The following is a 21144-nucleotide window of genomic DNA, read 5'->3' on the forward strand; positions in this document are numbered from 1 at the left end:
CGGCAATCCGTTCCTTCTTCATGCTCAAATTTCGGCGGACCATATTGACTGGCCCGCACGATGTAAAGTCTTCCGGTTGTGTTGAAAAGGATCGAGCCAAGCGGCCAGAGACCTTTTGATAATTCAACACTTGATGAGGCAGGTGGTGCGGTTTTCGAGAACCGGAACGCAGTGGACTTTTGGGTCCATGAGTACCGGAAGCGCAGAGAACCGCATCAGATGCCCATCAGGGTGGAGATATCAAAAGTATCTCAAAACAGTCCGCCGCCGCCACCCTGTATCACCCGGTTGACGTTCGGAGACTGCACGCCGACAGGCGAGCCCTCGGAGAACGTATCCATGCCGATGACGGAATAGCTGTCGGCTGGACCGGTGCCCGGCTTGAAGGCTTCCATAATCACATTGGCACCGCCAGGCGAGGCGCGCATGCCGGTCTTGCGGTCGATCGGAAGGACGCTCATGCCTTCCGGCACACGAAAATCGACCGAACGCTGACCCTGTAGTGCAGCCTCTGCGAAGTCCTTGAACACAGGTGCCGCAAGACCACTACCGGTGAAGCCGTGGCCCATAGGGGAAGGATTGTCGTATCCAAGATAGACACCAAACACGAGATCCGGTGTGAAGCCGATAAACCAGGCATCTTTTTCATCGTTGGTGGTTCCGGTCTTGCCTGCAATCGGACGGTTGAGGCTTTTCAGGATCGTCGCGGTACCGCGCTGAACCACGCCCTCCATCATGGACGTGATCTGATAAGCCGTCATCGGATCGAGAACCTGATCGCGATCGTCGATCAGGTCTGGTTCCGGCTGGTTCTTCCATTCGGCTGCCGAACAATTATCGCATTTGCGCTCGTCATGCTTGAAGATCGTCTTGCCATAGCGGTCCTGGATGCGGTCGATCATTGACGGCGTTATCTTCCGACCGCCATTGGCAATGATCGAATAGCCCGTAACCATGCGCAGAACAGTGGTTTCGCCAGAGCCGAGCGCCATGGCGAGAACCGGCAGCATCTTGTCGTAAATGCCGAACCGTTCGGCATATTCAGCCACCAGCTTCATGCCCATGTCCTGGGCCAGCCGCACAGTCATCAGATTGCGCGACTGCTCGATACCGTAGCGCAACGTCGATGGTCCCGCGAATTTGCCGCCGTAGTTCTTTGGCGCCCAGATTCCAAGACTGCCGCCCTGATCGATGGAGATCGGCCCATCGAGTACCACCGACGCCGGCGTGTAGCCATTATCGAGCGCTGCAGAGTAGACGAAGGGTTTGAAGGACGAGCCCGGCTGACGCATTGCCTGCGTTGCCCGATTGAACTCGGATTCGGCAAAGGAGAAGCCACCGACCATCGCGAGCACGCGCCCGGTATGCGGATCCATCGCCACCGCACCACCTTCGATTTTCGGCACCTGATGCAGATCGAATTCCGTGTCGCTGCCCTCTTTCTTCTGAACGAAGATCACGTCACCGACGTTGAAAATGCTCTCCAGCGACTTGGCAGTGGTGCGCTTTTCATCATTCAGCAGACGGAAGGCCCATTTGACGTCCTCGGCCGCTATGGTGCCCTTCTTGCGTTCTGGAACGAGCTTGTCCGAAGCATCCCGATCCGGCTGCAGCCCGATGGTCGCCTCCTCCGGCGTGACTTCCAACACCACCGCCAACTGCCAATCAGGCACATCGGAAAATGCCTTGATTTCTGAAAGTGGAATGCCCCAATCGCCATTCATCGAAATGGTCTTGTAGGCACCGCGATAACCTCGCGCTTCGTCGTATTTGAACAGGCCGTGCTGCAGTGCTGCGCGCGCCTGAACCTGCATTTTCGGATCGAGTGTCGTGCGCACCGACAACCCGCCCTCGTAAAGCGCATTCTCACCGTAACGGGCGATGATCTGGCGCCTGACTTCCTCAGTGAAATATTCTGAAGCGAAGAGATAATTTCCGGTATGGCGCGGCGTGACACCAAGCGGCTCGGCCTTGGCCTCTTTCGCTTCTTCCGGGGTCACATAGCCATTTTCGGCCATGCGGTCGATCACCCAGTTACGACGCTCGACCGCCCGTTCAGGCTGGCGGAAGGGGTGGTAGTTCGATGGTCCCTTGGGAAGCGCAGCGAGGTAGGCTGCTTCGGCCACGGTTAACTCATTGACCGACTTGTTGTAATAGGTCAGCGCCGCACCAGCGATACCGTATGAGTTCAGGCCAAAGAAGATCTCGTTCAGATAAAGTTCGAGAATGCGGTCCTTGGAGTATGCCTGCTCGATGCGGAAGGACAGAATCGCTTCCTTGACCTTGCGGCCAATCGTCTGGTCGTTGCTCAGGAGAAAGTTCTTTGCCACCTGCTGCGTGATCGTGGACGCGCCAACCGGACGGCGCGAGCCCCAGTTTTGAACATTGGTGATGACTGCGCGTGTGAGACCGCCGATGTCCACACCCGGATGCTGGTAGAAATTCTTGTCCTCGGCGGAGATAAATGCCGCCTTGACGCGATCGGGAACTGCCTGGATTGGCAAATAAAGCCTGCGCTGGCGTGCAAACTCGGCCATCAGAGAACCATCGGAAGAGTGAATGCGCGTCATGACCGGCGGCTCATACTTTGCCAGTACTTCGTAGTCGGGCAGGTCCTTTGACATGTTGACAACGTAAAGCGCGACGGCGCCCGCTCCCAGAAGCGCCATGACTGTGCCGATTCCGAAGAAATATCCGATCAAGCGTATCATCTGTATCCGGAACCCATTTCACCTGTTGGCATGTATATTACCAATTGCATGACAGATCATGCAGATTGCATCGCGGAAGATACCAACTTCGAAGGTCTTCCCGGTCCGGCAAATCGAATAGTGCAAGCCGGTAGCTCATTGACGCAATTGAGCGACAAATGTGACAAAGGCAAGGACAACCCGTTCGTGTTGATAATTTAAATACCAATTGTGGAGTTTCGGCAACGCACAGATGAGCGATTTTTGTATGCAACCTTACGACAGGCATACCGGAAGTGGCTCTTAGAGCAAGTTCTCTGCCCGAAAACCAGAGCTACAGCAAATTCAATCGAAACTCGCTAGCTCATCGTGATCCCGACTTTGCTCTGAATCTCCTCGATGGTTTCCTTGACGAAAAAGGTCAGACCCGCCGTGGTCGTCACGATATGCGTCCCGGTTCCGTACGGGTTGAAAGAGACGACATGAGCGAAATTGAGTGTGATGTGATCGCCGTTGACATCGGTCAGTTTGATCCACATGGCCGTACCTCCCTGTTTGACTAAGACGCTCTATCAGGGAAGCAGGATTCTCTCAATCAGGCAATTACTTACCAGAGATTCCTTCCATCTATGGTTTCCACGGGCAACGAGCTTATATCGAAATCATCGAAGAGGCGCACATTCACGCTGATTCGTGGATTTTCGAAATCCGGCTTGTGGTTGGTCCACGTCGGAACTTGGGAAAATGTCCCGCAACCACAAACGTTGCAGTGATGGTGCTTGTTCATGCCATTGCGTGCATAGACGGCGTCAGCCTCGGGAGTCACCGAAAGCTTCACCTGATCCGGCGTGTAGTAAGCCCAGAGCGCGCCACGTTTGGTGCAAAATGTGCAGGTGCAAGCTGTTACGGTCGAAGGCGGCTCGCTGATTTCAAATTTGATAGCGCCGCAGTGGCAACTGGCCAGAATTGTCATGAGTTCCTCCCTGCAAGTTCATGGCAGAATTTCATATATGATATCTCCTGACAAAATCGGTCAGGAGATATCAGGCTATACCGCCTGCCCTGCCACCCAACCCGACGACCACGCCCACTGGAAATTATAGCCGCCAAGCCAACCGGTTACATCGACAACTTCACCGATGAAATAAAGACCTTTGGTGGCTTTGGCTTCCATTGTTTTTTGGTCCAGCCCGTCCGTATCGACTCCGCCGAGCGTGACTTCGGCCGTGCGGTATCCTTCAGACCCCGCTGGTTTGACTTGCCATTCGTTGACGAATTTTTCCACGGCAAGGAGCTGTTTGTCGGAGAGGTCCGCCAGATGCGCTTCTATCCTGCTAATTTCCGCAATCAGCTGTGCTAAGCGTTTCGGCAGTAGTTCGCCGAGTGCCGTTTGCAGCGCTTGCCGGCCATTGCGGGTGCGAGCCGCGCGCAGAGCCTCGAAAACCTTGACGCCCGGAAGCATGGCAACCGTAATCACATCACCTTCCCGCCAGTAGGATGATATCTGCAGGATTGATGGGCCGCTCAGACCACGATGGGTGAACAGCATGGCCTCGCTGAATCTGGTCTTGCCGTGGCTAACCACCGCGTCGACCGAGATGCCAGACAGGGGTTTGAGCGGAGCGAGCGTGTTCTCGTCGAAGGTCAGCGGAACCAGCGCTGGCCGTGTTTCGGTAAGCGAAAGTCCGAACTGGCGGGCGATATCATAGCCGAAGCCGGTCGCGCCCATTTTCGGTATGGATTTCCCGCCGCAGGCAACGACCAGCGAGGCGCATCTCACACGTTCGCCGGACAAATCCACGACATAGCCATCGCCGGAATTCTCGACAGCATCGACCGTCGTGCGCAAGCGCAGTTCGATCCCTGCCCTGTTCATTTCCGTGACCAGCATGCCGATGATCTGTTTTGCCGAACCATCGCAGAAGAGCTGGCCAAGCGTCTTTTCGTGCCAGGCAATGCCGTAGCGGTCGACCAAACCGATAAAATCACGCTGGGTGTAGCGGCGCAGGGCGGAGGTGCAGAAATGCGGATTCTTGCTGATAAAGTTCTGTGGTGCGGCGTTGAGGTTGGTGAAATTGCAGCGGCCGCCACCGGATATCCGGATCTTTTCGCCGGGCGCGGCGGCATGATCGACAACCAACACCGAGCGGCCGCGCTTGCCTGCTTCGATAGCGCACATCGTGCCTGCGGCACCGGCGCCGATGATGAGGACGTCTACCTGCTTCATGGTGACGGAAAGAGTTGGCCGGTCCGCCCGGTCAGCCGGTAAGCGACAAGTCCAACCCATTCTCTCAGCGCTATCGACACGTTCTGCAGCGAATCCTGCGGATTGTCATGCGTCGGTCCTATGCCCTCTCTTCCGGAGGTGCGGTAATCCGAAGGCCAAGGCACGACGTTGAAACCGGCCGTGCGAAATATTCCCATGGAGCGCGGCATATGGAATGCGGAGGTAATGAGGACCCAGGTTTCGCCGGGCTTCGGATTCACCATTTTCTTGGTGAAAACCGCATTCTCATAGGTGTTGCGCGACTGGCTTTCCATGATGAGCCGATCCGGAGCAATGCCGAGCGCGGTCAGCAAACGAGGTGCTGTCACACCGTCCCCTTCACCTTCGAGGATCAAATTGCCCGATCCCCCGGTGACGACGACCTTCGCTTCCGGATGGCGCGCTGCAAGGATAGCAGCCTCGACAAACCGGTCGCCGCTTGAGTTCATCTCATAGCCGCCGCGCACCAGATTGACACCACCCTCGAGACCGCCGCCGAGCACCACAATCCCGTCGATCTTCTCCGGCAGCGAGGCCGGGCGCTGAAAGCGATCCTCGAGCGGATGCATCATCAGCGCGCCCAGCGACGTCCATGCGCCGAAGCCAAGGATCAGAAACGCGCATGCCGCCGCAACCATGGCGAGACGCCGCCAAGCGAGCAGCAGTGCAATGAATGTCGCACCGATCAGCAGTATGGAGAAATTAAGCGGCTCGGCGAAAAACCAGAAGATTTTTGACAGAGTAAAGAACATTCCTATCGAAGCTCCGCCAGCATCTTCACCTTGTCGATTTCGCGCTCAAGGCTGGTCGACCACTCCGGGCCTTGCTCGACGATAATGAAACCTTCGCGCTCGTAGAGCCGGATAGCCCTCACATTGCGGGCGTGGGTACTGATACGAGCCCTCGAATAACCTGCGTCCGCTATGTTCGATTTCAATGTCCGGAGAATTGCCGAGCCGATCCCTTGGCCATGAACGACAGGATCCACCCATAGATCGGAGATATAGTCGTTATCCTCATCCCGGGCCCCCCAACCAAGCACGGTCTCATCAACCACTGCTACCAGCACATTGCCATAGGAAACCTCTGCAAATGCGCGGAACGCCTTTTCGACATGTGCGCGCATACCCGGCAATTCGGGCTCGAACGAAAAAACATTGGACGCCCAGGCGCGGGCGCCGACTGCAGCAATGGCTGCAATGTCGGCCTCTGTCGCGCGCCTGATTACCACCATTTCGGAGCGTTGAACTTGCCTGCCGCCTGTTCGATCACATGGGCGGTCTGGAACAGGGTTTCCTCGTCGAACGGCCGCCCGATCAGCTGCAGGCCGAGCGGCAGGCCTCGCGCATCGAGACCCGCAGGCACGGCGATCCCCGGAAGGCCGGCCATGTTCACGGTGACAGTGAAGATATCGTTGAGGTACATCTTGACCGGATCTGCCGCCATATCCTGATCGGCAATGCCGAATGCAGCGGAAGGCGTGGCGGGCGTCAGGATCGCATCGACTCCGGCATGGAAGACGTCTTCGAAGTCCTTCTTGATCAGGTTCCGCACCTTCTGTGCCTGAAGGTAATAAGCGTCATAGTAGCCGGCAGAAAGGACATAGGTGCCGATCATGATACGGCGTTTGACCTCGTCACCGAAACCGTTGGCGCGGGTCCTTTCGTACATGTCGATGATATCCCTGCCGGGAACACGCAAGCCGTAGCGCACGCCATCATAGCGGGCAAGGTTCGATGATGCTTCCGCAGGAGCAACGATATAGTAGGCCGGCAGCGCATATTTCGTATGCGGCAGCGAGATATCGACGATCGAAGCACCGGCATCCTTCAACCAGGCAATGCCCTGCTGCCAAAGCTTCTCGATGTCTTCCGGCATGCCATCGACGCGGTATTCCTTGGGAATTCCGATCTTGAGTCCGGCGAGCGGCTTGCCGATGGCAGACTCGTAGTCCGGCACGGCTATATTGACGGAGGTTGTGTCTTTGGCATCGACCGAGGCCATGGATTTCAGCAGGATCGCCGCATCACGCACGTCGCGGGCAATCGGACCGGCCTGATCCAGCGAGGAGGCAAAGGCGACGATGCCCCAGCGCGAGCAGCGGCCATAGGTCGGCTTGATGCCGACCGTGCCGGTGAAGGCGGCTGGCTGGCGGATCGAGCCGCCCGTATCGGTGGCCGTCGCACCGGCGCACAGGCGTGCGGCAACCGCAGCGGCGGAGCCCCCGGATGAGCCGCCGGGCACGAGATCGGTATTTGAACCCTCGGCGCGCCAAGGGTTCTTCACCGGGCCGTAATAGGAAGTCTCGTTGGACGAGCCCATGGCGAATTCGTCCATATTGAGCTTGCCGAGCATGACTGCACCGTCCGCCCAGAGATTGGCAGTGACGGTTGATTCGTAATGCGGCTTGAAACCATCGAGGATATGCGAGGCGGCCTGGGTATGAACGCCCTCGGTACTGAACAGATCCTTGATGCCAAGCGGAATGCCCTCGAGCGCCCCGGCATTGCCGGCGGCAAGCCGAGCATCGGACGCTTTCGCCATTTCCAGCGCCTTTTCCGGAGTGGTGACGATATAGGCGTTCAGCGCGTCGTTTGCGTTCTCGATCGCCTGGATATAAGCGCCAGTCAGCTCCGTAGCGGTGATCGCTTTCGCTTTCAGCTGGTCGCGCGCCTCGGCAATGGTGAGAGCGGTCAGATCGGTCATATTCTTGTCTAGTCCTTATTGGGCTGGCGCGAGGGCGAGCCACTTTTCATAAAATGCACTGTGTTCCGAGTCCGGATAGTCGAGGAGGACACCGCAGCGGGTAAAGCCGGAGCGCTCGTAAAGCCGGTATGCATCCGCGAAACCCGGTCCAGCGCCTGTTTCGAGAACGAGCCGCGTGACACCCTTTTCTTTGGCCAGTTCGGTTATGGCCTCGAGCAAGGCCGACCCGACGCGCTGGCCCCGCACCGTTGGCCGGGTGAACATGCGCTTCACCTCGCCGACATGGTTGCCATGGTCCTTCAAAGCGCCACAGCCGACTGCCACACCATTCTCGTCACGCGCCACGAACACCGTCGTATCAGCACCCGCCATCTGCTCAACAGTCATCTTGAACTGGAACTCGATGGGCGAAAGCGGCAAAAGATGATCGTTGAGCTCACTGACCAGCGCCCTGACGTCATCCTGCAGCGGCGTTTCTACGGCAACAGAAATAGCCATCGCTGCGCCTACTCCACCACTTTCGGAACGACGAAGAAATTTTCCTCGTGAATCGGTGCATTGGCAACAATATCAGCTGCCTTGCCACCATCATCCACCACGTCGGGGCGCTTCTTCATCGCCATGGGCGTGACGGATGTCATCGGTTCGACACCATTGACATTCACTTCGTTCAACTGTTCGACAAAGCCGAGAATGGCATTCAACTGCCCTGTCATACGGGCCGCATCGTCTTCGCTCACGGCAATACGGGCAAGATGCGCAACGCGTTTGACGGTGGAAATATCGACAGACATTCGGGATTCCTGAAAATTCGGATTTTGGATGATTGAGCTATAGTGTCCGTTGCGGGCAAGCGCAACGGACAAGACGACTTGAAATGTTCCTACTGCGCGGGTGCCGGGGCGGTATCCGAATTGTCTTCCTCGTCATCGGGCACGATCACATTGTTATCCTGCGTCGGATCATCCGGCATTGTCGTATCGTCATCGGGCGCAGCGGTACCCGTATCGTCGCTCCCCGGGTCGACAACCGGATCGGGACCCTTCACCGGATTGCCGTTGATACTCATCGAGCCGTCAGCCTGCTGATCGACGATCCATTGAATGTGTCCGTTAGGCAGTTGTGTGCCGAAATCCTTAGCCATCTTGACGAAGACTATGTAGTCCTTGATTTCAGGCTCCTGCTCGGAGGCCTTGGTCAGGCGATCGACGATCGCATCGAAATTGGTCATCTCCCAAGTTGTATGACTTGCCGGTTTCAGTGCGGCGAATGTGACGTCGCCCTCGACCGAAAGCTCGCTGTCCGCCGTTCTCACAAAGCTTTTGCTAATAACCACTTTAGGCGGGTTAGCCATGAAAGCGGCTGCTGTGTTTGCTTCGAATTCATCGGAAAACGGCTTCTCGCGCTTCAAATCCATGTCTGCGACGGCCGCCCTGACAACCGTGTCGAGATCGACACCTTCCGTACCGAAACCAAGTTCCATATCCGTCGGCAGAAACTGCACGCTCCACTCAGGTATCGGCAGGGTGGGGTATTTCAGGCCATTGGTTCGCAGCGCATAATGATACCCGCCGCTCTTGCTGATGCCGTCGAAGTCTACCTCCTGAGACATGTTCTTGGCCGCAAATGGTCCAAGCGGAGTTTCGACGTTGAGATCGGAGAACTGATACGCGCCAGAAAGCTTGTCCCAGAACGGCAGTGCGGCGAGGAGTTTCGTTTTAAGATCGGCTTGTTGCTGATCCTTCAGTGTCGACTCGTCCGCATGAGCAATAAAGAATTTCCAGAGATCCAGAAACTCCAGATTGCGGAAGCCCTTGCCTTGTGCGTTGACACCGATCTGACCGCCACTCAAAACGACTTTCATCAGTTCTTCCGGAGCAGCGGTCGAGCCATCGGTTGGAGGCGGCGACTTGACCGTTACAGTCTCCAGAAAATTCGCCGCCGACTGGTTGCTGCTGAAATCAACGCCACCCGATGGTGCAGCAGTTCCCAGCATTTCGCTTTTGGCCGAATTGGCGCTCGCCTCGACGTCCTGGGTGGGACTGGTCGACTTCATTTTCACGGAACCATAAGCAAACGACGCCTTGGAGAAAGCACCGATTTTCGGATCGAAAATTCCGGTTATATAGGCATTGTCGACAGACCACTGAATTGTCTCAGGTCCCGTTGGTGTCGCAATCTCAGCCGAACCTCCGGGTACTGCTGTCGATGAAACATTCCAGGATCCATCGGCGAGCGGCTTTGTCAGCAGGCTGTACTCACCGAAATCGCCCTTGAAATAATCCTGCTTCGACAGGGATTCGAGCAGCTTCGCCGTACTGAACGTAATGCGGTAATTGTCTCCGTCCGGTACGACCGCAACGATATTCTTCTCGATCGCTTTCTTTCCGACGTATTCAGACAATGTTTCAGCAAGTGCTTTTGCACCATTCGCATCGACGGCCTGTGCGAACACAGGCGTCGTTGTCACCAACATGCAGGAAATCAGAAACAGTTTACGCACATTGCTCTCCAAGGCTCATCGATTGAAGAAGGTGCTTTAGCACCTCCCATCAAACGATAAAATGCTCATTCGACTTGGCAATGATAACTTCGCTCGTCCCGCCTTCCATGCCGGCGACGAATTTGTCTGCGGTCTGATCGATGATGGGGAACGTGGCGTAATGGCAGGGAATGACTTTGGTAAATTTGAAATAGCGGCGGCTGGCAAGCGCTGCAACCGCACCGCCCATGGTAAAACGGTCACCGATTGGAACAATACCGATTTCCGGCTGATGCAATTCATTGATCAAAGCCATGTCGGAAAAAATATCCGTATCGCCCATGTGGTAGAGCGTCGGTTCGTCGTCAAAATGCAGCACGACACCATTTGCCGAACCCAGTGAATGCGAGACGCCGTCGACGGTCATATGCGCGGAAGAATGCAGAGCGTTGACATAGGTCACGGTGAAACCGTCGTAGGAAACCGTACCGCCTGTATTGGTCGGATCAACCCGAGCGACACCGCGCGAACCGAGCCAAGTCACGAGATCCGCATTGCCAGTCACCAGCGCGCCTGTGTCCTTCGAAAGTTCGATCGTATCACCGACATGATCGCCATGGCCGTGGGTCAGAATGATGTGATTGACGCCCTTCGAGGCCTCCTTCACGTCGACACCCTTCGCACTGGGATTTCCGGTCAGGAACGGGTCGATAAGAATGGTATTTTTTGCTGTTTCAATCCGAAAGGCCGAATGGCCAAGCCAGGTAATTTTCATATCCATATTCCTTCAACTGCAAGTGAACGCTCGCCACAAGCTTCTAATGCCGGTATGTGACAATCTATGAACCGGCATTTCAAGTGCGGAAGCCATCACATTGACAGTACTGACAATTGAACAGCTCGAAGATCATGTCGCGGACGGCAAGACCGTAGCCGGTCTCGACCTCGGCACAAAGACCATCGGCATTGCCATTTCCGATCGCGGTTTTTCCTTTGCCAATCCGCGCCCGGTGCTGAGGCGCAGCAAATTCACCCATGACGCGCAGGATCTGTTGAAGGCTTTGAAAGCCGACAATGTCGGCGCGATTGTCATTGGATTGCCGGTAAACATGGACGGCAGCGAAGGCCCGCGCGTGCAGGCAACCCGCGCTTTTGTCCGCAATATGGAAAAGCTGACCGAGCTTCCTTTTGTCTATTGGGACGAACGGCTATCGACTGTCGCAGCCGAGCGCGCCTTGATCGGGATGGATGTGTCGAGACAAAAGCGCGCCGAGCGGATTGATTCAGCTGCGGCGGCGTTCATCCTGCAGGGCGTATTGGACCGCTTGCAAAGTCTGCGTCAAGAAGCGGACGTGGACGGCAATTCCTCGACATAGACGGCGGCGCGCGCTGCGCGCCAAGCCTGCACCCAGGCGATGATCTGGCGACGGCGACGGAACGCTATCAGACACAAGACCAGACCCGTATCGAAGATGCAGGCACGTGCAACCAGTGGTGGAATGCTCTCCGGCGCGATGCCCAACATATTTCCGTAAATGCTGAAAACCTGATCGTGCATCTCGCGGCTGAAGAAAAACATGCCCATGTTCAGGTCATAGAACGAGAGAAAATACCATCCCCACAGGAAGCCCAGAGGCCCAGCCCAAAAAATCAGGAAGCTGCGCATTCAGTTTCTCCTCGATTGGGTCGGTCTAATCATTTTGTCTTAACCCTGCGTTTTTGCAGTGCATTTTCAGGTTGTAGTGATATCGTTTAAGAAACACACCGCAACGTAAACCTTTTGTTAAGGTTAATTTATAAAAATTTAATTCAAATTGAAGGCATTAGCGAGCCCCCTTTTGTGTCGCCGATGCGATTTTTTTGGTGAGTCAGCGGATTTTTTGACAAAGGAAGGCAGCACACGCAGCGCGTGCACTGCATGAGATCACGTCAGCAGGGGGGAATTGATCAGTTAGCCGCTGGATAGAGCGAGCTGATAATATCCTTGGCGTTATGGCGCGCATCGAGCATGCCGTAGGTCGTGCGCCACTGACCGCCCAAACGCGTTTCGATAAAGGCGTCGGCGATATCCTCTGACTGCAGATAGCGCAGCTCGGCACCCGCCGCCGCAAGTGCCAATTGCTCGGTCAATATGCGCGCCGCGCCTTCGTCGTTCTCGGCAACCCGCATCGCTGCGCGCAGGACCTCCACTGTTCCCTGCCCGCCGCGTCCCAATTGTGCACTGATCCAGTTGAGCACTTCATCGAAAAGTTGCGGGCCGCGCTTCAGCACACGCAGCACGTCGAGTGCCATGACGTTGCCGGAGCCTTCCCAGATCGCGTTGACCGGAGCCTCGCGGTAGTAGCGGGCGAGATTGCCTTCCTCGATGTAGCCATTGCCGCCGAGGCACTCCATCGTCTCGTAGAGCATCGCAGGCGCAATCTTGGCCACCCAATATTTGACGACCGGCGTCATCACACGGGCAAAAGCTGCTTCGCCGCGGTCTTTTGCGGCATTGTCGAACGCGCGCGCCAGGCGAAGCGTCAGCGCTGTTGCGCCTGCCACGTCCAGTGCCATATCTGCCAGAACCCGCAACATCAGCGGCTTGTCGATCAGCGGGCCCTCGAAGACGATGCGATGCCGGGCATGATGTACGGCCTCCGCCAGCCCTGCCCGCATCAGCCCCGCCGAAGCAATAGCGCAGTCGAGACGGGTCAGCGTCACCATATCGATGATCGTCTTGACGCCGTCGCCCGGATTACCGACCATCTGGCCAAGCGCATTGTCGAACTCGACTTCAGAAGAGGCATTCGAGCGATTACCGAGCTTGTCCTTCAGACGCTGGAAACGGAAACCGTTCGATGAGCCGTCGGGCAGAATGCGCGGCACGAGGAAGCACGATAATCCCTCACGCGCCTGCGCCAGGACCAGAAAAGCGTCCGACATCGGCGCGGACATGAACCATTTGTGGCCGGTGATGCGGTAAAAACCGCTTCCGGCGGGTTCTGCCTTGGTCGTGTTGGTGTGAACGTCGGTGCCGCCCTGTTTCTCGGTCATTCCCATGCCGAGGGTGAGGCCCGTTTTCTTCGCTGGCGATTTATTGCTGGAATCATATTTGCGCGGCAGGATCAGCGGCGACCATTCGCGGTAGAGATGTGGCGCTGCCATCAGTGCCGCCAGCGACGCGCTGGTCATGGTCAAGGGGCACAAATGCCCGCATTCCAGCTGCGACGTCAGGTAGAATCGCGCCGCGCGCGACTGATGCCGCAGGCCGGCCTCGGGCTTGCCATCTTCCCAAATAGATGAATGCAGGCCTTGGCTGACCGACCGGCGCATCAGCGCATGATAGGCCGGATGATAATCGACAACGTCGATACGATGACCCTGACGATCATGCGTTCGCAGTTTCGGCACCTCGGTATTGGCAAGCCGCGCCAGATCCTGCGCGTCGCCCGAAAGTACGAACTTGCCGTTCTGCTCGAGCTCCGTGCGCACGGCTTGCGGCAATCGCTTGGTGATCTGCATCAACAGCGGATCGCCGAGATAGGCGTTGAGGCCGGTCATGGGAGGCGTCTGGTTGAGAACGTCGTGAGTTTTCAAGAAACTGTCCTGATTCAAATTTCAATGTTCGCGCAGAATTTCTGCCCATCCGAATTGGCGATTACGCGTCGAACTCTTTATGGAATGAAGATTCTGACAAGCGGTTAATGCACTCAATATATGGACTCTTCCGCTTTAGTCGATATTCATCATCGCAATCCTTTTCGCACTTTCATCTTTTCCGATCAAATTATTGGGGAACGAGGCATGTTAGCGCCCAGACCGCTTGCGGCAATAAGGCATCGAGCCTATAGGGGGGACTTGATATGACATCAAAAGAGCCCCCCCTTCTGTTTCCCCATCGCCACTTGCTTGGCATCAAGGGCCTTTCGCCTCAAGACATCGTCCAGCTGCTCGACCTCGCCGAAAGCGAGATAGCGGTTTCGCGCCAGTCCGAGAAGAAAAAGGCCACGTTGCGCGGACGCACGCAGATCAATCTGTTCTTCGAGGCTTCGACCCGCACGCAATCATCCTTCGAACTTGCCGGCAAACGCCTCGGCGCCGATGTGATGAACATGGCGGTCAGCAATTCCTCGGTCAAAAAGGGCGAAACGCTGATCGACACGGCGATGACGCTGAACGCCATGCGTCCGGATATCCTGATCATCCGCCATGCGTCGGCCGGAGCCGCAGCGCTTCTGGCGCAAAAGGTCGGCTGTTCCGTCGTCAATGCCGGCGACGGCGCGCATGAACATCCGACGCAGGCGCTGCTCGATGCGCTGACGATCCGCCGCGCCAAGGGCAAGATCGCGCGGCTGACCGTGGCGATCTGCGGTGACGTACTGCATTCACGCGTGGCGCGGTCGAACATGATCCTCCTGAACGCCCTTGGTGCACGCGTTCGCGTGGTTGCCCCCTCGACCCTGCTTCCCGCGGGCATCGCCCATATGGGCGCCGAAGTCTTCCACAACATGGAAGAAGGCTTGAAAGACGCCGACGTTGTGATGATGCTGCGCTTGCAGCGCGAGCGCATGGCCGGCTCCTTCGTTCCCTCGGTACGCGAATATTTCCGCTATCATGGACTTGATCGGGAAAAACTGAAATTTGCCAAGCCCGATGCGCTGGTCATGCACCCAGGTCCTATGAACCGCGGCGTCGAAATCGCTTCCGACGTCGCGGATGGTTCCCAGAGCGTCATTCAGGAACAGGTAGAGATGGGTGTTGCTGTGCGCATGGCCGTGATGGAAGCGCTGCTCGATCCTCGCCGCAATCTGGACCGCAATGCAGAAGGAGTGGGCGGATGAGCATTACTGTTCTGCAAAACGCCCGCATTGTCGATCCCTCGCGCGGCCTGGATGAAACCGGCACGATCATTGTGGAGAACGACAGAATCGTCGCCAGCGGTGCCAATGCCCGCAATCAGGGCGCACCGGAAGGCGCGACCATCATCGATTGTAAGGGCAAGGCGGTGCTTCCCGGTCTGGTCGATGCGCGCGTCTTCATTGGTGAGCCCGGCGCCGAACATCGCGAGACCATTGCTTCCGCTAGCCACGCGGCGGCTGCGGGCGGCGTTACCTCGATGATCATGATGCCCGACACCGATCCGGTTATAGATAATGTCGCGCTGGTCGAATTCGTCATGCGAACAGCGCGTGATACGGCTGTGGTCAATATCTACCCGGCTGCTGCGGTCACCAAGGGCCTGCATGGCGAGGAAATGACCGAAATTGGCCTGCTGCGTGAGGCTGGCGCCGTGGCGATCACTGAAGGGCGCAGTTCAATAGCCAATAGCCAGCTGATGCGCCGCGCCCTCACCTACGCGCGTGATTTCGGCGTGGTCCTTGCCCATGAGGCACAGGATCCGTACCTCGGCGTTACCGGCGTCATGAATGAAGGGCTTTATGCAAGCTGGCTCGGGCTTTCCGGTACACCGCGGGAAGCCGAAGTCATTCCGCTTGAACGCGATATGCGTCTTGCGGCTTTGACGCAGGGTGCCTACCACGCCGCACAGATTTCAACCGCCATGTCGGCAGAGGTGATTTCGCGCGCCAAGCAGAACGCATTGAACGTTACTGCTGGCGTGTCGATCAATCATCTCTCGTTGAATGAGAACGATATCGGCGAATTCCGCACGTTCTTCCGGCTGCAGCCGCCGTTGCGGCTTGAGGAAGACCGGCTCGCCATGGTCGAAGCTCTGCGCGATGGCACGATCGATATCATCGTATCCGCGCATGATCCGCAGGACGTCGATACCAAGCGTCTGCCTTTCGCCGATGCGGCAGCGGGTGCGATCGGCCTCGAAACGCTGCTTGGTGCGGCGCTTAGGCTCTATCACAATGGCGACGTTCCGCTCCTGCGCATCGTAGAAGCGATGTCCAGCGCACCCGCAAGGATTTTCGGGCTGGATGCCGGTTCGCTGCGCCCGGGTTCGAAGGCGGATATGACCATAGTCGATCTTGACGAACCGTGGGTAGTGAAGGAAGAAGATTTACGGTCGCGTTCCAAGAACTCTTGTTTCGAGGGCGCACGTTTTCAAGGCCGCGTCGTTCAGACATTTGTTGCAGGAAAGTCAGTCTTTACAATCTAACGTGACCTAAGGGGACGATGCATGTCGGATTTCTTCAACGGGCAAGCAGGATTTCCGCTCCTTCTCTTTGCGCTTGTCTTTGGCTACCTGCTCGGCTCCATCCCTTTCGGTCTGATCCTGACGCGTATGGCCGGGCTTGGTGACGTACGCAGCATCGGTTCCGGCAATATCGGCGCAACCAATGTTCTGCGCACCGGCAACAAGAAACTGGCTGCGGCGACCTTGCTGTTGGATATGCTGAAAGGCACAGGGGCGGTGTTGATCGCCGGCATCGCCAGCCCCGAAGCAGCGATCGTCGCAGGCTTCGGTGCCTTCCTCGGCCATATTTTCCCGGTCTGGCTGAAATTCAAGGGCGGCAAAGGTGTCGCGACCTATCTTGGCGTTCTGCTTGGCCTGTTTTGGCAGGGCGCGCTGATCTTCGCCGCCGTCTGGCTGATCATAGCCTACACCACCCGCTATTCGTCCCTCGCCGCCCTGGTTGCAGCGATCGTTGTTCCGATCGCTCTCTATATAACAGGCGTTTCCCAGATCGCCCTTTTGTTTCTTGTCCTGACGATCATCGTTTTCATCAAGCATCGCGCAAATATCCAGCGCCTTGTCTCAGGCACCGAAGGCAAGATCGGCGCCAAAGGATGAACGACGAAAAGAAGGGCATACGCCTTTCTGACAGCCAGCGCTTGAGCTGGCTCCGATTGATCCGCAGCGAGAATGTCGGCCCAGCAACGTTTCGTGACCTGATCGTTCATTGCGGTTCTGCAAGCGATGCATTGGAAATGCTGCCCGAACTCGTCAGGCGCGGTGGCGGCGGCCGCCCCATTCGAATTGCCAGTCTGCAGGACGCTGAACGCGAAATGCATGCGGCGGCAAAAATGGGCGCTGTGTTCGTTGGCATAGGTGAGCCGGACTATCCCCGCTATCTCCGCCAGTGCGACAATCCTCCGCCATTGGTCGCGATCAAGGGAAATCCTGCAGTATTCAGGCTACCGCCCGTTGCCATTGTCGGCGCACGCAATGCGTCCCTGGTGGGGATCAAGTTTGCCCGGATGATTGCACGGGAACTGGGTGAGGCCGGCTACGCCATTATATCCGGTCTTGCACGGGGAATAGACACAGCGGCCCACGAAGCCAGCCTCGATCACGGGACGGTTGCCGTCATGGCGGGCGGGCTGGACCTGCCCTATCCTCCCGAGAACCTTAATCTCTACAAGGCGATAAGCGACCGCAATGGAGCTGCGATCAGTGAAATGCCGTTCGGCTGGGAACCGCGCGCCAGAGATTTTCCGAGGCGCAACCGTATTATCGCCGCCCTGTCGCTCGGGTTGGTTGTGGTTGAAGCGGCCGAACGTTCTGGCTCATTGATCAGCGCTCGACTGGCAGGAGAGCTTGGCAGGCTTGTCTTCGCTGTCCCAGGCTCGCCCCTCGATCCCAGGGCAAAAGGCACCAACGGGTTGCTGAAAAATGGAGCGATTGTGACAACCAGTACCGAAGATATAATAACTGCATTGACACCACTGGTCGAACGGCCCGTGTTCGATGACCCTGCATTTCTCGCGCCAGAGATGGATTTCCCATCAATCAATCCACCTGACGAAACCGATCGAGACCGTTTCGTCAATTTGCTTGGCCCTGTTCCAGTCGACATCGACGACCTCATCCGCACCAGCGAACTACACCCCTCGGTGGTGATGCTGATTCTGCTCGAACTCGATCTTGCCGGACGTTTGCAGCGTCACTCAGGCGGACATGTTTCGCTTATTTATCCGTGAAACCGTACCCAACTCTTTCTGCAACTGATCACTGCTTTCGATATATGCAATCTCTATAAGATATGCCAACATTTCCAGCCGGTTCGTCTTGGCCATCGCTCGTAACTCGCCGAGCATCTGTTGAATAAATCTGGCGTTTTCGATTTGATTAATTTGACTATCGCTCATAATTTTATCCTCAAATATAAATTTATATCGAAAATATGCACTATACTCTGACTCAGAATATCTTAATTTATGCCTACATAAGCTGCTGTTTTTTATACTCTATATGCGAAAGCGACAAATGACTCGCATCGAATTCTATATACGCTTGAACCCGACGCGAAAATACCATTAATTGCATAAGTTAGGCGAGCAACCTTAGGTTGTAATTCACGATTTTTGATGTACAGACCTTGACGTTATGCCGAAGCCTGTTCATTTCACAGGCCTATTCCGAAGCGAAATTAGTGCTTTTGCAATCTGACAAGGGCAGGAAAGCTCAAATCTGTAATGAACGTTGTCGTCGTCGAATCGCCTGCCAAGGCCAAAACAATCAACAAATATCTCGGCTCAGGTTATACGGTCCTGGCCTCGTTCGGTCATGTGCGCGATCTGCCGGCCAAAGACGGATCGGTGCGCCCTGACGATGATTTCTCGATGTCATGGGAAGTCGACTCGGCCTCGGCGAAGAGATTGAGTGACATTGTCAAAGCGTTGAAGGAGAGCGACGGCCTCATTCTCGCAACCGATCCGGATCGCGAAGGTGAAGCAATTTCCTGGCATGTGCTTGAAGTGTTGCAGCAGAAGAAGGCTATAGGAAAAAAGACCGTCAAGCGCGTCGTCTTCAACGCGATCACCAAGAATGCGGTGCTCGAGGCCATGGCCAGTCCGCGCGATATTGATATGCCGCTCGTCGACGCCTATCTCGCACGCCGCGCCCTGGACTATCTTTTCGGCTTCACTCTCTCTCCGGTTCTTTGGCGCAAATTGCCGGGGGCACGCTCCGCCGGTCGCGTCCAGTCGGTGGCCTTGCGTCTCGTCGCTGACCGCGAAGTGGAAATCGAACGCTTTATCCGCGAAGAGTACTGGAATATCGCAGCACTCTTGAAAACCCCGCGCAATGACGGGTTCGAAGCACGGCTTGTTTCGGTCGATGGCAAGAAACTCGGCAAGCTCGATATCAAGAATGGTGAACAGGCTGGCGAAATCCGCGCCATGCTGGAAGGTGCCTCGTTTAAGGCAGCCTCTGTCGAGGCAAAGCCGATCAAGCGCAGCCCTGGGCCGCCTTTCACCACATCGAGTTTGCAGCAGGCTGCTTCAGGTCAGCTCGGCTTTTCTGCATCACGCACCATGCAGATCGCGCAAAAGCTGTACGAAGGCATGGATCTTGGCACCGAAACCGCTGGCTTGATCACCTACATGCGTACGGACGGTGTACAGATGGCGCCCGAAGCCGTTGAGGCGGCGCGCCAGACGATTGGCAAGGTTTTTGGCGACAAATATGTTCCTGAAAAGCCACGCTATTACGCCACAAAGGCGAAGAACGCCCAGGAAGCGCACGAAGCGATACGTCCCACCGATTTCAATCGGCATCCCAAGGACATGCGCAAGTTTCTTGATGCGGATCAGGCAAAGCTGTACGAGCTGATCTGGAAGCGCGCTATTGCCAGTCAGATGCAGTCTGCGGACATCGAACGAACGACCGTCGAAATCGACGCCCAGAACGGATCGCGTGCCGCACAACTGCGTGCAACAGGTTCGGTCATCAGGTTTGATGGTTTTCTCGGTGCTTATATGGATCACCGCGAGGAAGAGGACGTCGATGAAGATGGCGGCCGTCTTCCGGAAATCCGCGCGGGCGAGGCTCTTGCCCGCGAGAGGATAAATGCGACACAGCATTCGACCGAGCCGCCGCCACGCTATTCGGAAGCAACGCTCATCAAGAAGATGGAAGAGCTCGGCATCGGCCGGCCTTCCACCTATGCATCGACGCTCGCGACCCTTCGTGACCGCGAATATATAACGATCGACAAGCGCAAGCTCATTCCGGAAGCCAAAGGCAGGCTGGTCATCGCCTTCCTGGAAAGCTTTTTCAAGCGCTATGTCGAATATGATTTCACAGCTGATCTTGAAGAGAAGCTCGATGAGATTTCCGATGGAAAGCTAAAATGGAAGGACGTTCTGCGGGCTTTCTGGACCGATTTCTTCGGGTCTGTCGATGGAATCAAGGAGTTGCGCGTCACCAACGTGCTTGATGCGTTGAATGATCGGCTTGGGCCGCTCGTATTCCCGCCACGCGAGGATGGCGGCGATCCGCGTATCTGTCAGGTCTGCGGCACGGGCAATCTTTCGCTGAAGCTTGGCAAATATGGCGCCTTCGTCGGCTGCTCGAACTATCCGGAGTGCAAGTTCACGCGCCAGCTCGGCGGCAGCGAAGCGGCAAACGAAAACGGCAATGGTGGCGACGAACCAAAACTGCTCGGCAAGGATCCCTATACGGACGAGGACATTACCGCACGCAATGGCCGTTTCGGTCCTTATGTCCAGCGAGGCGACGGCAAGGAAGCCAAGCGGGCCAGCCTGCCAAAGGGCTGGACATTCGAAGCGCTGGATCATGAAAAAGCCCTGGCTTTGCTTTCCCTGCCCCGCGATGTCGGCCAACATCCCGAAACGGCGAAGATGATTTCGGCCGGCATCGGGCGCTACGGTCCCTACATCACGCATGACGGTACCTATGCCAATCTGGAGAATGCGGAAGACGTGTTCTCGATCGGTCTTAACCGCGCCGTTACCGTGCTTGCGGACAAGCAGGCAAAGGGGCCGGGACGCGGTCGTGGCACGCCTGCAGCGCTCAAGGATCTCGGCGAGCATCCCGATGGCGGCGTAGTCACAGTGCGCGACGGCAAATACGGCCCCTATGTGAACTGGGGCAAGGTTAACGCCACGCTGCCGAAGGGCAAAGACCCGGCGGGCGTGACCGTTGAGGAAGCTCTTGCTATGATCGCCGAAAAGGCGGGCTCCAAAGGCACGAAGAAGGCGCCCGCCAAAAAGTCAGCAGCGGCCAAGAAACCTGCAGCCAAAAAACCGGCTGCGAAAAAAGCCGCAACCAAAAAAGCAAGTTAAGTCAAGTTAAGGACACATCG

General features: G+C 56.5%; 20 protein-coding genes. 6 read left to right on the plus strand and 14 right to left on the minus strand.

Annotation, left to right across the window (positions count from 1 at the left end; translation table 11 throughout):
- Positions 1-251: 251 nt before the first annotated feature.
- The 11 genes from ACSQ3H_RS16950 to ACSQ3H_RS17000 form a co-directional block, all read right to left on the minus strand.
- On the minus strand, positions 252-2711 hold the full coding sequence (locus ACSQ3H_RS16950) for a penicillin-binding protein 1A (RefSeq protein ID WP_436118101.1): 2460 nt from the start codon (positions 2709-2711) through the stop codon (positions 252-254).
- 338 nt (positions 2712-3049) lie between these two features.
- On the minus strand, positions 3050-3229 hold the full coding sequence (locus tag ACSQ3H_RS16955) for a flagellar FlbD family protein (protein ID WP_436118102.1): 180 nt from the start codon (positions 3227-3229) through the stop codon (positions 3050-3052).
- 68 nt (positions 3230-3297) lie between these two features.
- Positions 3298-3663: a GFA family protein gene (locus ACSQ3H_RS16960; RefSeq protein WP_436118103.1), complete on the minus strand. Its 366-nt coding sequence runs from the start codon at positions 3661-3663 to the stop codon at positions 3298-3300.
- 75 nt (positions 3664-3738) lie between these two features.
- Complete coding sequence (locus ACSQ3H_RS16965; RefSeq protein WP_436118104.1) at positions 3739-4917, minus strand: NAD(P)/FAD-dependent oxidoreductase; 1179 nt, start codon at positions 4915-4917, stop codon at positions 3739-3741.
- Positions 4914-5708: a YdcF family protein gene (locus ACSQ3H_RS16970; RefSeq protein WP_436118105.1), complete on the minus strand. Its 795-nt coding sequence runs from the start codon at positions 5706-5708 to the stop codon at positions 4914-4916. Before ACSQ3H_RS16970 ends, ACSQ3H_RS16965 begins: the two co-directional genes overlap by 4 nt.
- A gap of 2 nt (positions 5709-5710) precedes the next feature.
- Positions 5711-6190, minus strand: a complete 480-nt coding sequence (locus ACSQ3H_RS16975; RefSeq protein WP_436118106.1) for a GNAT family N-acetyltransferase — start codon at positions 6188-6190, stop codon at positions 5711-5713.
- Positions 6181-7662 carry an Asp-tRNA(Asn)/Glu-tRNA(Gln) amidotransferase subunit GatA gene (gene gatA / locus ACSQ3H_RS16980; RefSeq protein WP_436118107.1) on the minus strand — a complete coding sequence of 494 codons (1482 nt, stop codon included), beginning with the start codon at positions 7660-7662 and terminating at the stop codon, positions 6181-6183. Before gatA ends, ACSQ3H_RS16975 begins: the two co-directional genes overlap by 10 nt.
- 15 nt (positions 7663-7677) lie before the next feature.
- On the minus strand, positions 7678-8160 hold the full coding sequence (locus ACSQ3H_RS16985; protein ID WP_436118108.1) for a GNAT family N-acetyltransferase: 483 nt from the start codon (positions 8158-8160) through the stop codon (positions 7678-7680).
- Between the two features lie 8 nt (positions 8161-8168).
- Entirely contained in the window at positions 8169-8456 is a 288-nt protein-coding gene (gene gatC, locus ACSQ3H_RS16990) for an Asp-tRNA(Asn)/Glu-tRNA(Gln) amidotransferase subunit GatC (RefSeq protein ID WP_436118109.1), read from the minus strand.
- Between the two features lie 89 nt (positions 8457-8545).
- Entirely contained in the window at positions 8546-10165 is a 1620-nt protein-coding gene (locus tag ACSQ3H_RS16995; RefSeq protein WP_436118110.1) for a hypothetical protein, read from the minus strand.
- A gap of 49 nt (positions 10166-10214) precedes the next feature.
- Complete coding sequence (locus ACSQ3H_RS17000) at positions 10215-10919, minus strand: metal-dependent hydrolase (RefSeq protein WP_436118111.1); 705 nt, start codon at positions 10917-10919, stop codon at positions 10215-10217.
- Positions 10920-11019: 100 nt separating this feature from the next.
- Between ACSQ3H_RS17000 and ruvX the strand changes: the two genes are divergently transcribed.
- Positions 11020-11520 carry a Holliday junction resolvase RuvX gene (gene ruvX, locus ACSQ3H_RS17005; protein WP_436118112.1) on the plus strand — a complete coding sequence of 167 codons (501 nt, stop codon included), beginning with the start codon at positions 11020-11022 and terminating at the stop codon, positions 11518-11520.
- Here ruvX and ACSQ3H_RS17010 read toward each other — a convergent pair.
- Positions 11484-11810 (minus strand): DUF6105 family protein, encoded by a 327-nt coding sequence (locus ACSQ3H_RS17010; protein WP_436118113.1) that lies wholly within the window; start codon positions 11808-11810, stop codon positions 11484-11486. The genes ruvX and ACSQ3H_RS17010 overlap by 37 nt on opposite strands.
- Before the next feature lie 281 nt (positions 11811-12091).
- Complete coding sequence (locus ACSQ3H_RS17015) at positions 12092-13723, minus strand: acyl-CoA dehydrogenase family protein (RefSeq protein ID WP_436118114.1); 1632 nt, start codon at positions 13721-13723, stop codon at positions 12092-12094.
- A gap of 266 nt (positions 13724-13989) precedes the next feature.
- Between ACSQ3H_RS17015 and ACSQ3H_RS17020 the strand changes: the two genes are divergently transcribed.
- The 4 genes from ACSQ3H_RS17020 to dprA are packed head-to-tail and all read left to right on the plus strand — an operon-like array spanning position 13990 to position 18016.
- Entirely contained in the window at positions 13990-14967 is a 978-nt protein-coding gene (locus ACSQ3H_RS17020; protein ID WP_436118115.1) for an aspartate carbamoyltransferase catalytic subunit, read from the plus strand.
- On the plus strand, positions 14964-16250 hold the full coding sequence (locus ACSQ3H_RS17025) for a dihydroorotase (RefSeq protein ID WP_436118116.1): 1287 nt from the start codon (positions 14964-14966) through the stop codon (positions 16248-16250). Before ACSQ3H_RS17020 ends, ACSQ3H_RS17025 begins: the two co-directional genes overlap by 4 nt.
- 21 nt (positions 16251-16271) lie before the next feature.
- Entirely contained in the window at positions 16272-16886 is a 615-nt protein-coding gene (plsY, locus tag ACSQ3H_RS17030) for a glycerol-3-phosphate 1-O-acyltransferase PlsY (protein ID WP_436118117.1), read from the plus strand.
- Positions 16883-18016 (plus strand): DNA-processing protein DprA, encoded by a 1134-nt coding sequence (gene dprA, locus ACSQ3H_RS17035; RefSeq protein ID WP_436118118.1) that lies wholly within the window; start codon positions 16883-16885, stop codon positions 18014-18016. The genes plsY and dprA overlap by 4 nt, the downstream gene beginning before the upstream one ends.
- Here the strand turns inward: dprA and ACSQ3H_RS17040 are convergent.
- A complete protein-coding gene (locus ACSQ3H_RS17040) occupies positions 17984-18184 on the minus strand; it encodes a hypothetical protein (RefSeq protein WP_436118119.1) in 201 nt (66 codons plus the stop codon). The two genes, dprA and ACSQ3H_RS17040, sit on opposite strands and share 33 nt — an antisense overlap.
- A gap of 327 nt (positions 18185-18511) precedes the next feature.
- On the opposite strand from ACSQ3H_RS17040, the gene topA reads away from it, so the two are divergent.
- A complete protein-coding gene (gene topA, locus ACSQ3H_RS17045; protein ID WP_436118120.1) occupies positions 18512-21124 on the plus strand; it encodes a type I DNA topoisomerase in 2613 nt (870 codons plus the stop codon).
- Positions 21125-21144 lie beyond the last annotated feature (20 nt).

Origin of the sequence: Phyllobacterium sp. LjRoot231 (assembly GCF_964253365.1) — a bacterium.
Taxonomy (GTDB): Bacteria; Pseudomonadota; Alphaproteobacteria; order Rhizobiales; family Rhizobiaceae; genus Phyllobacterium.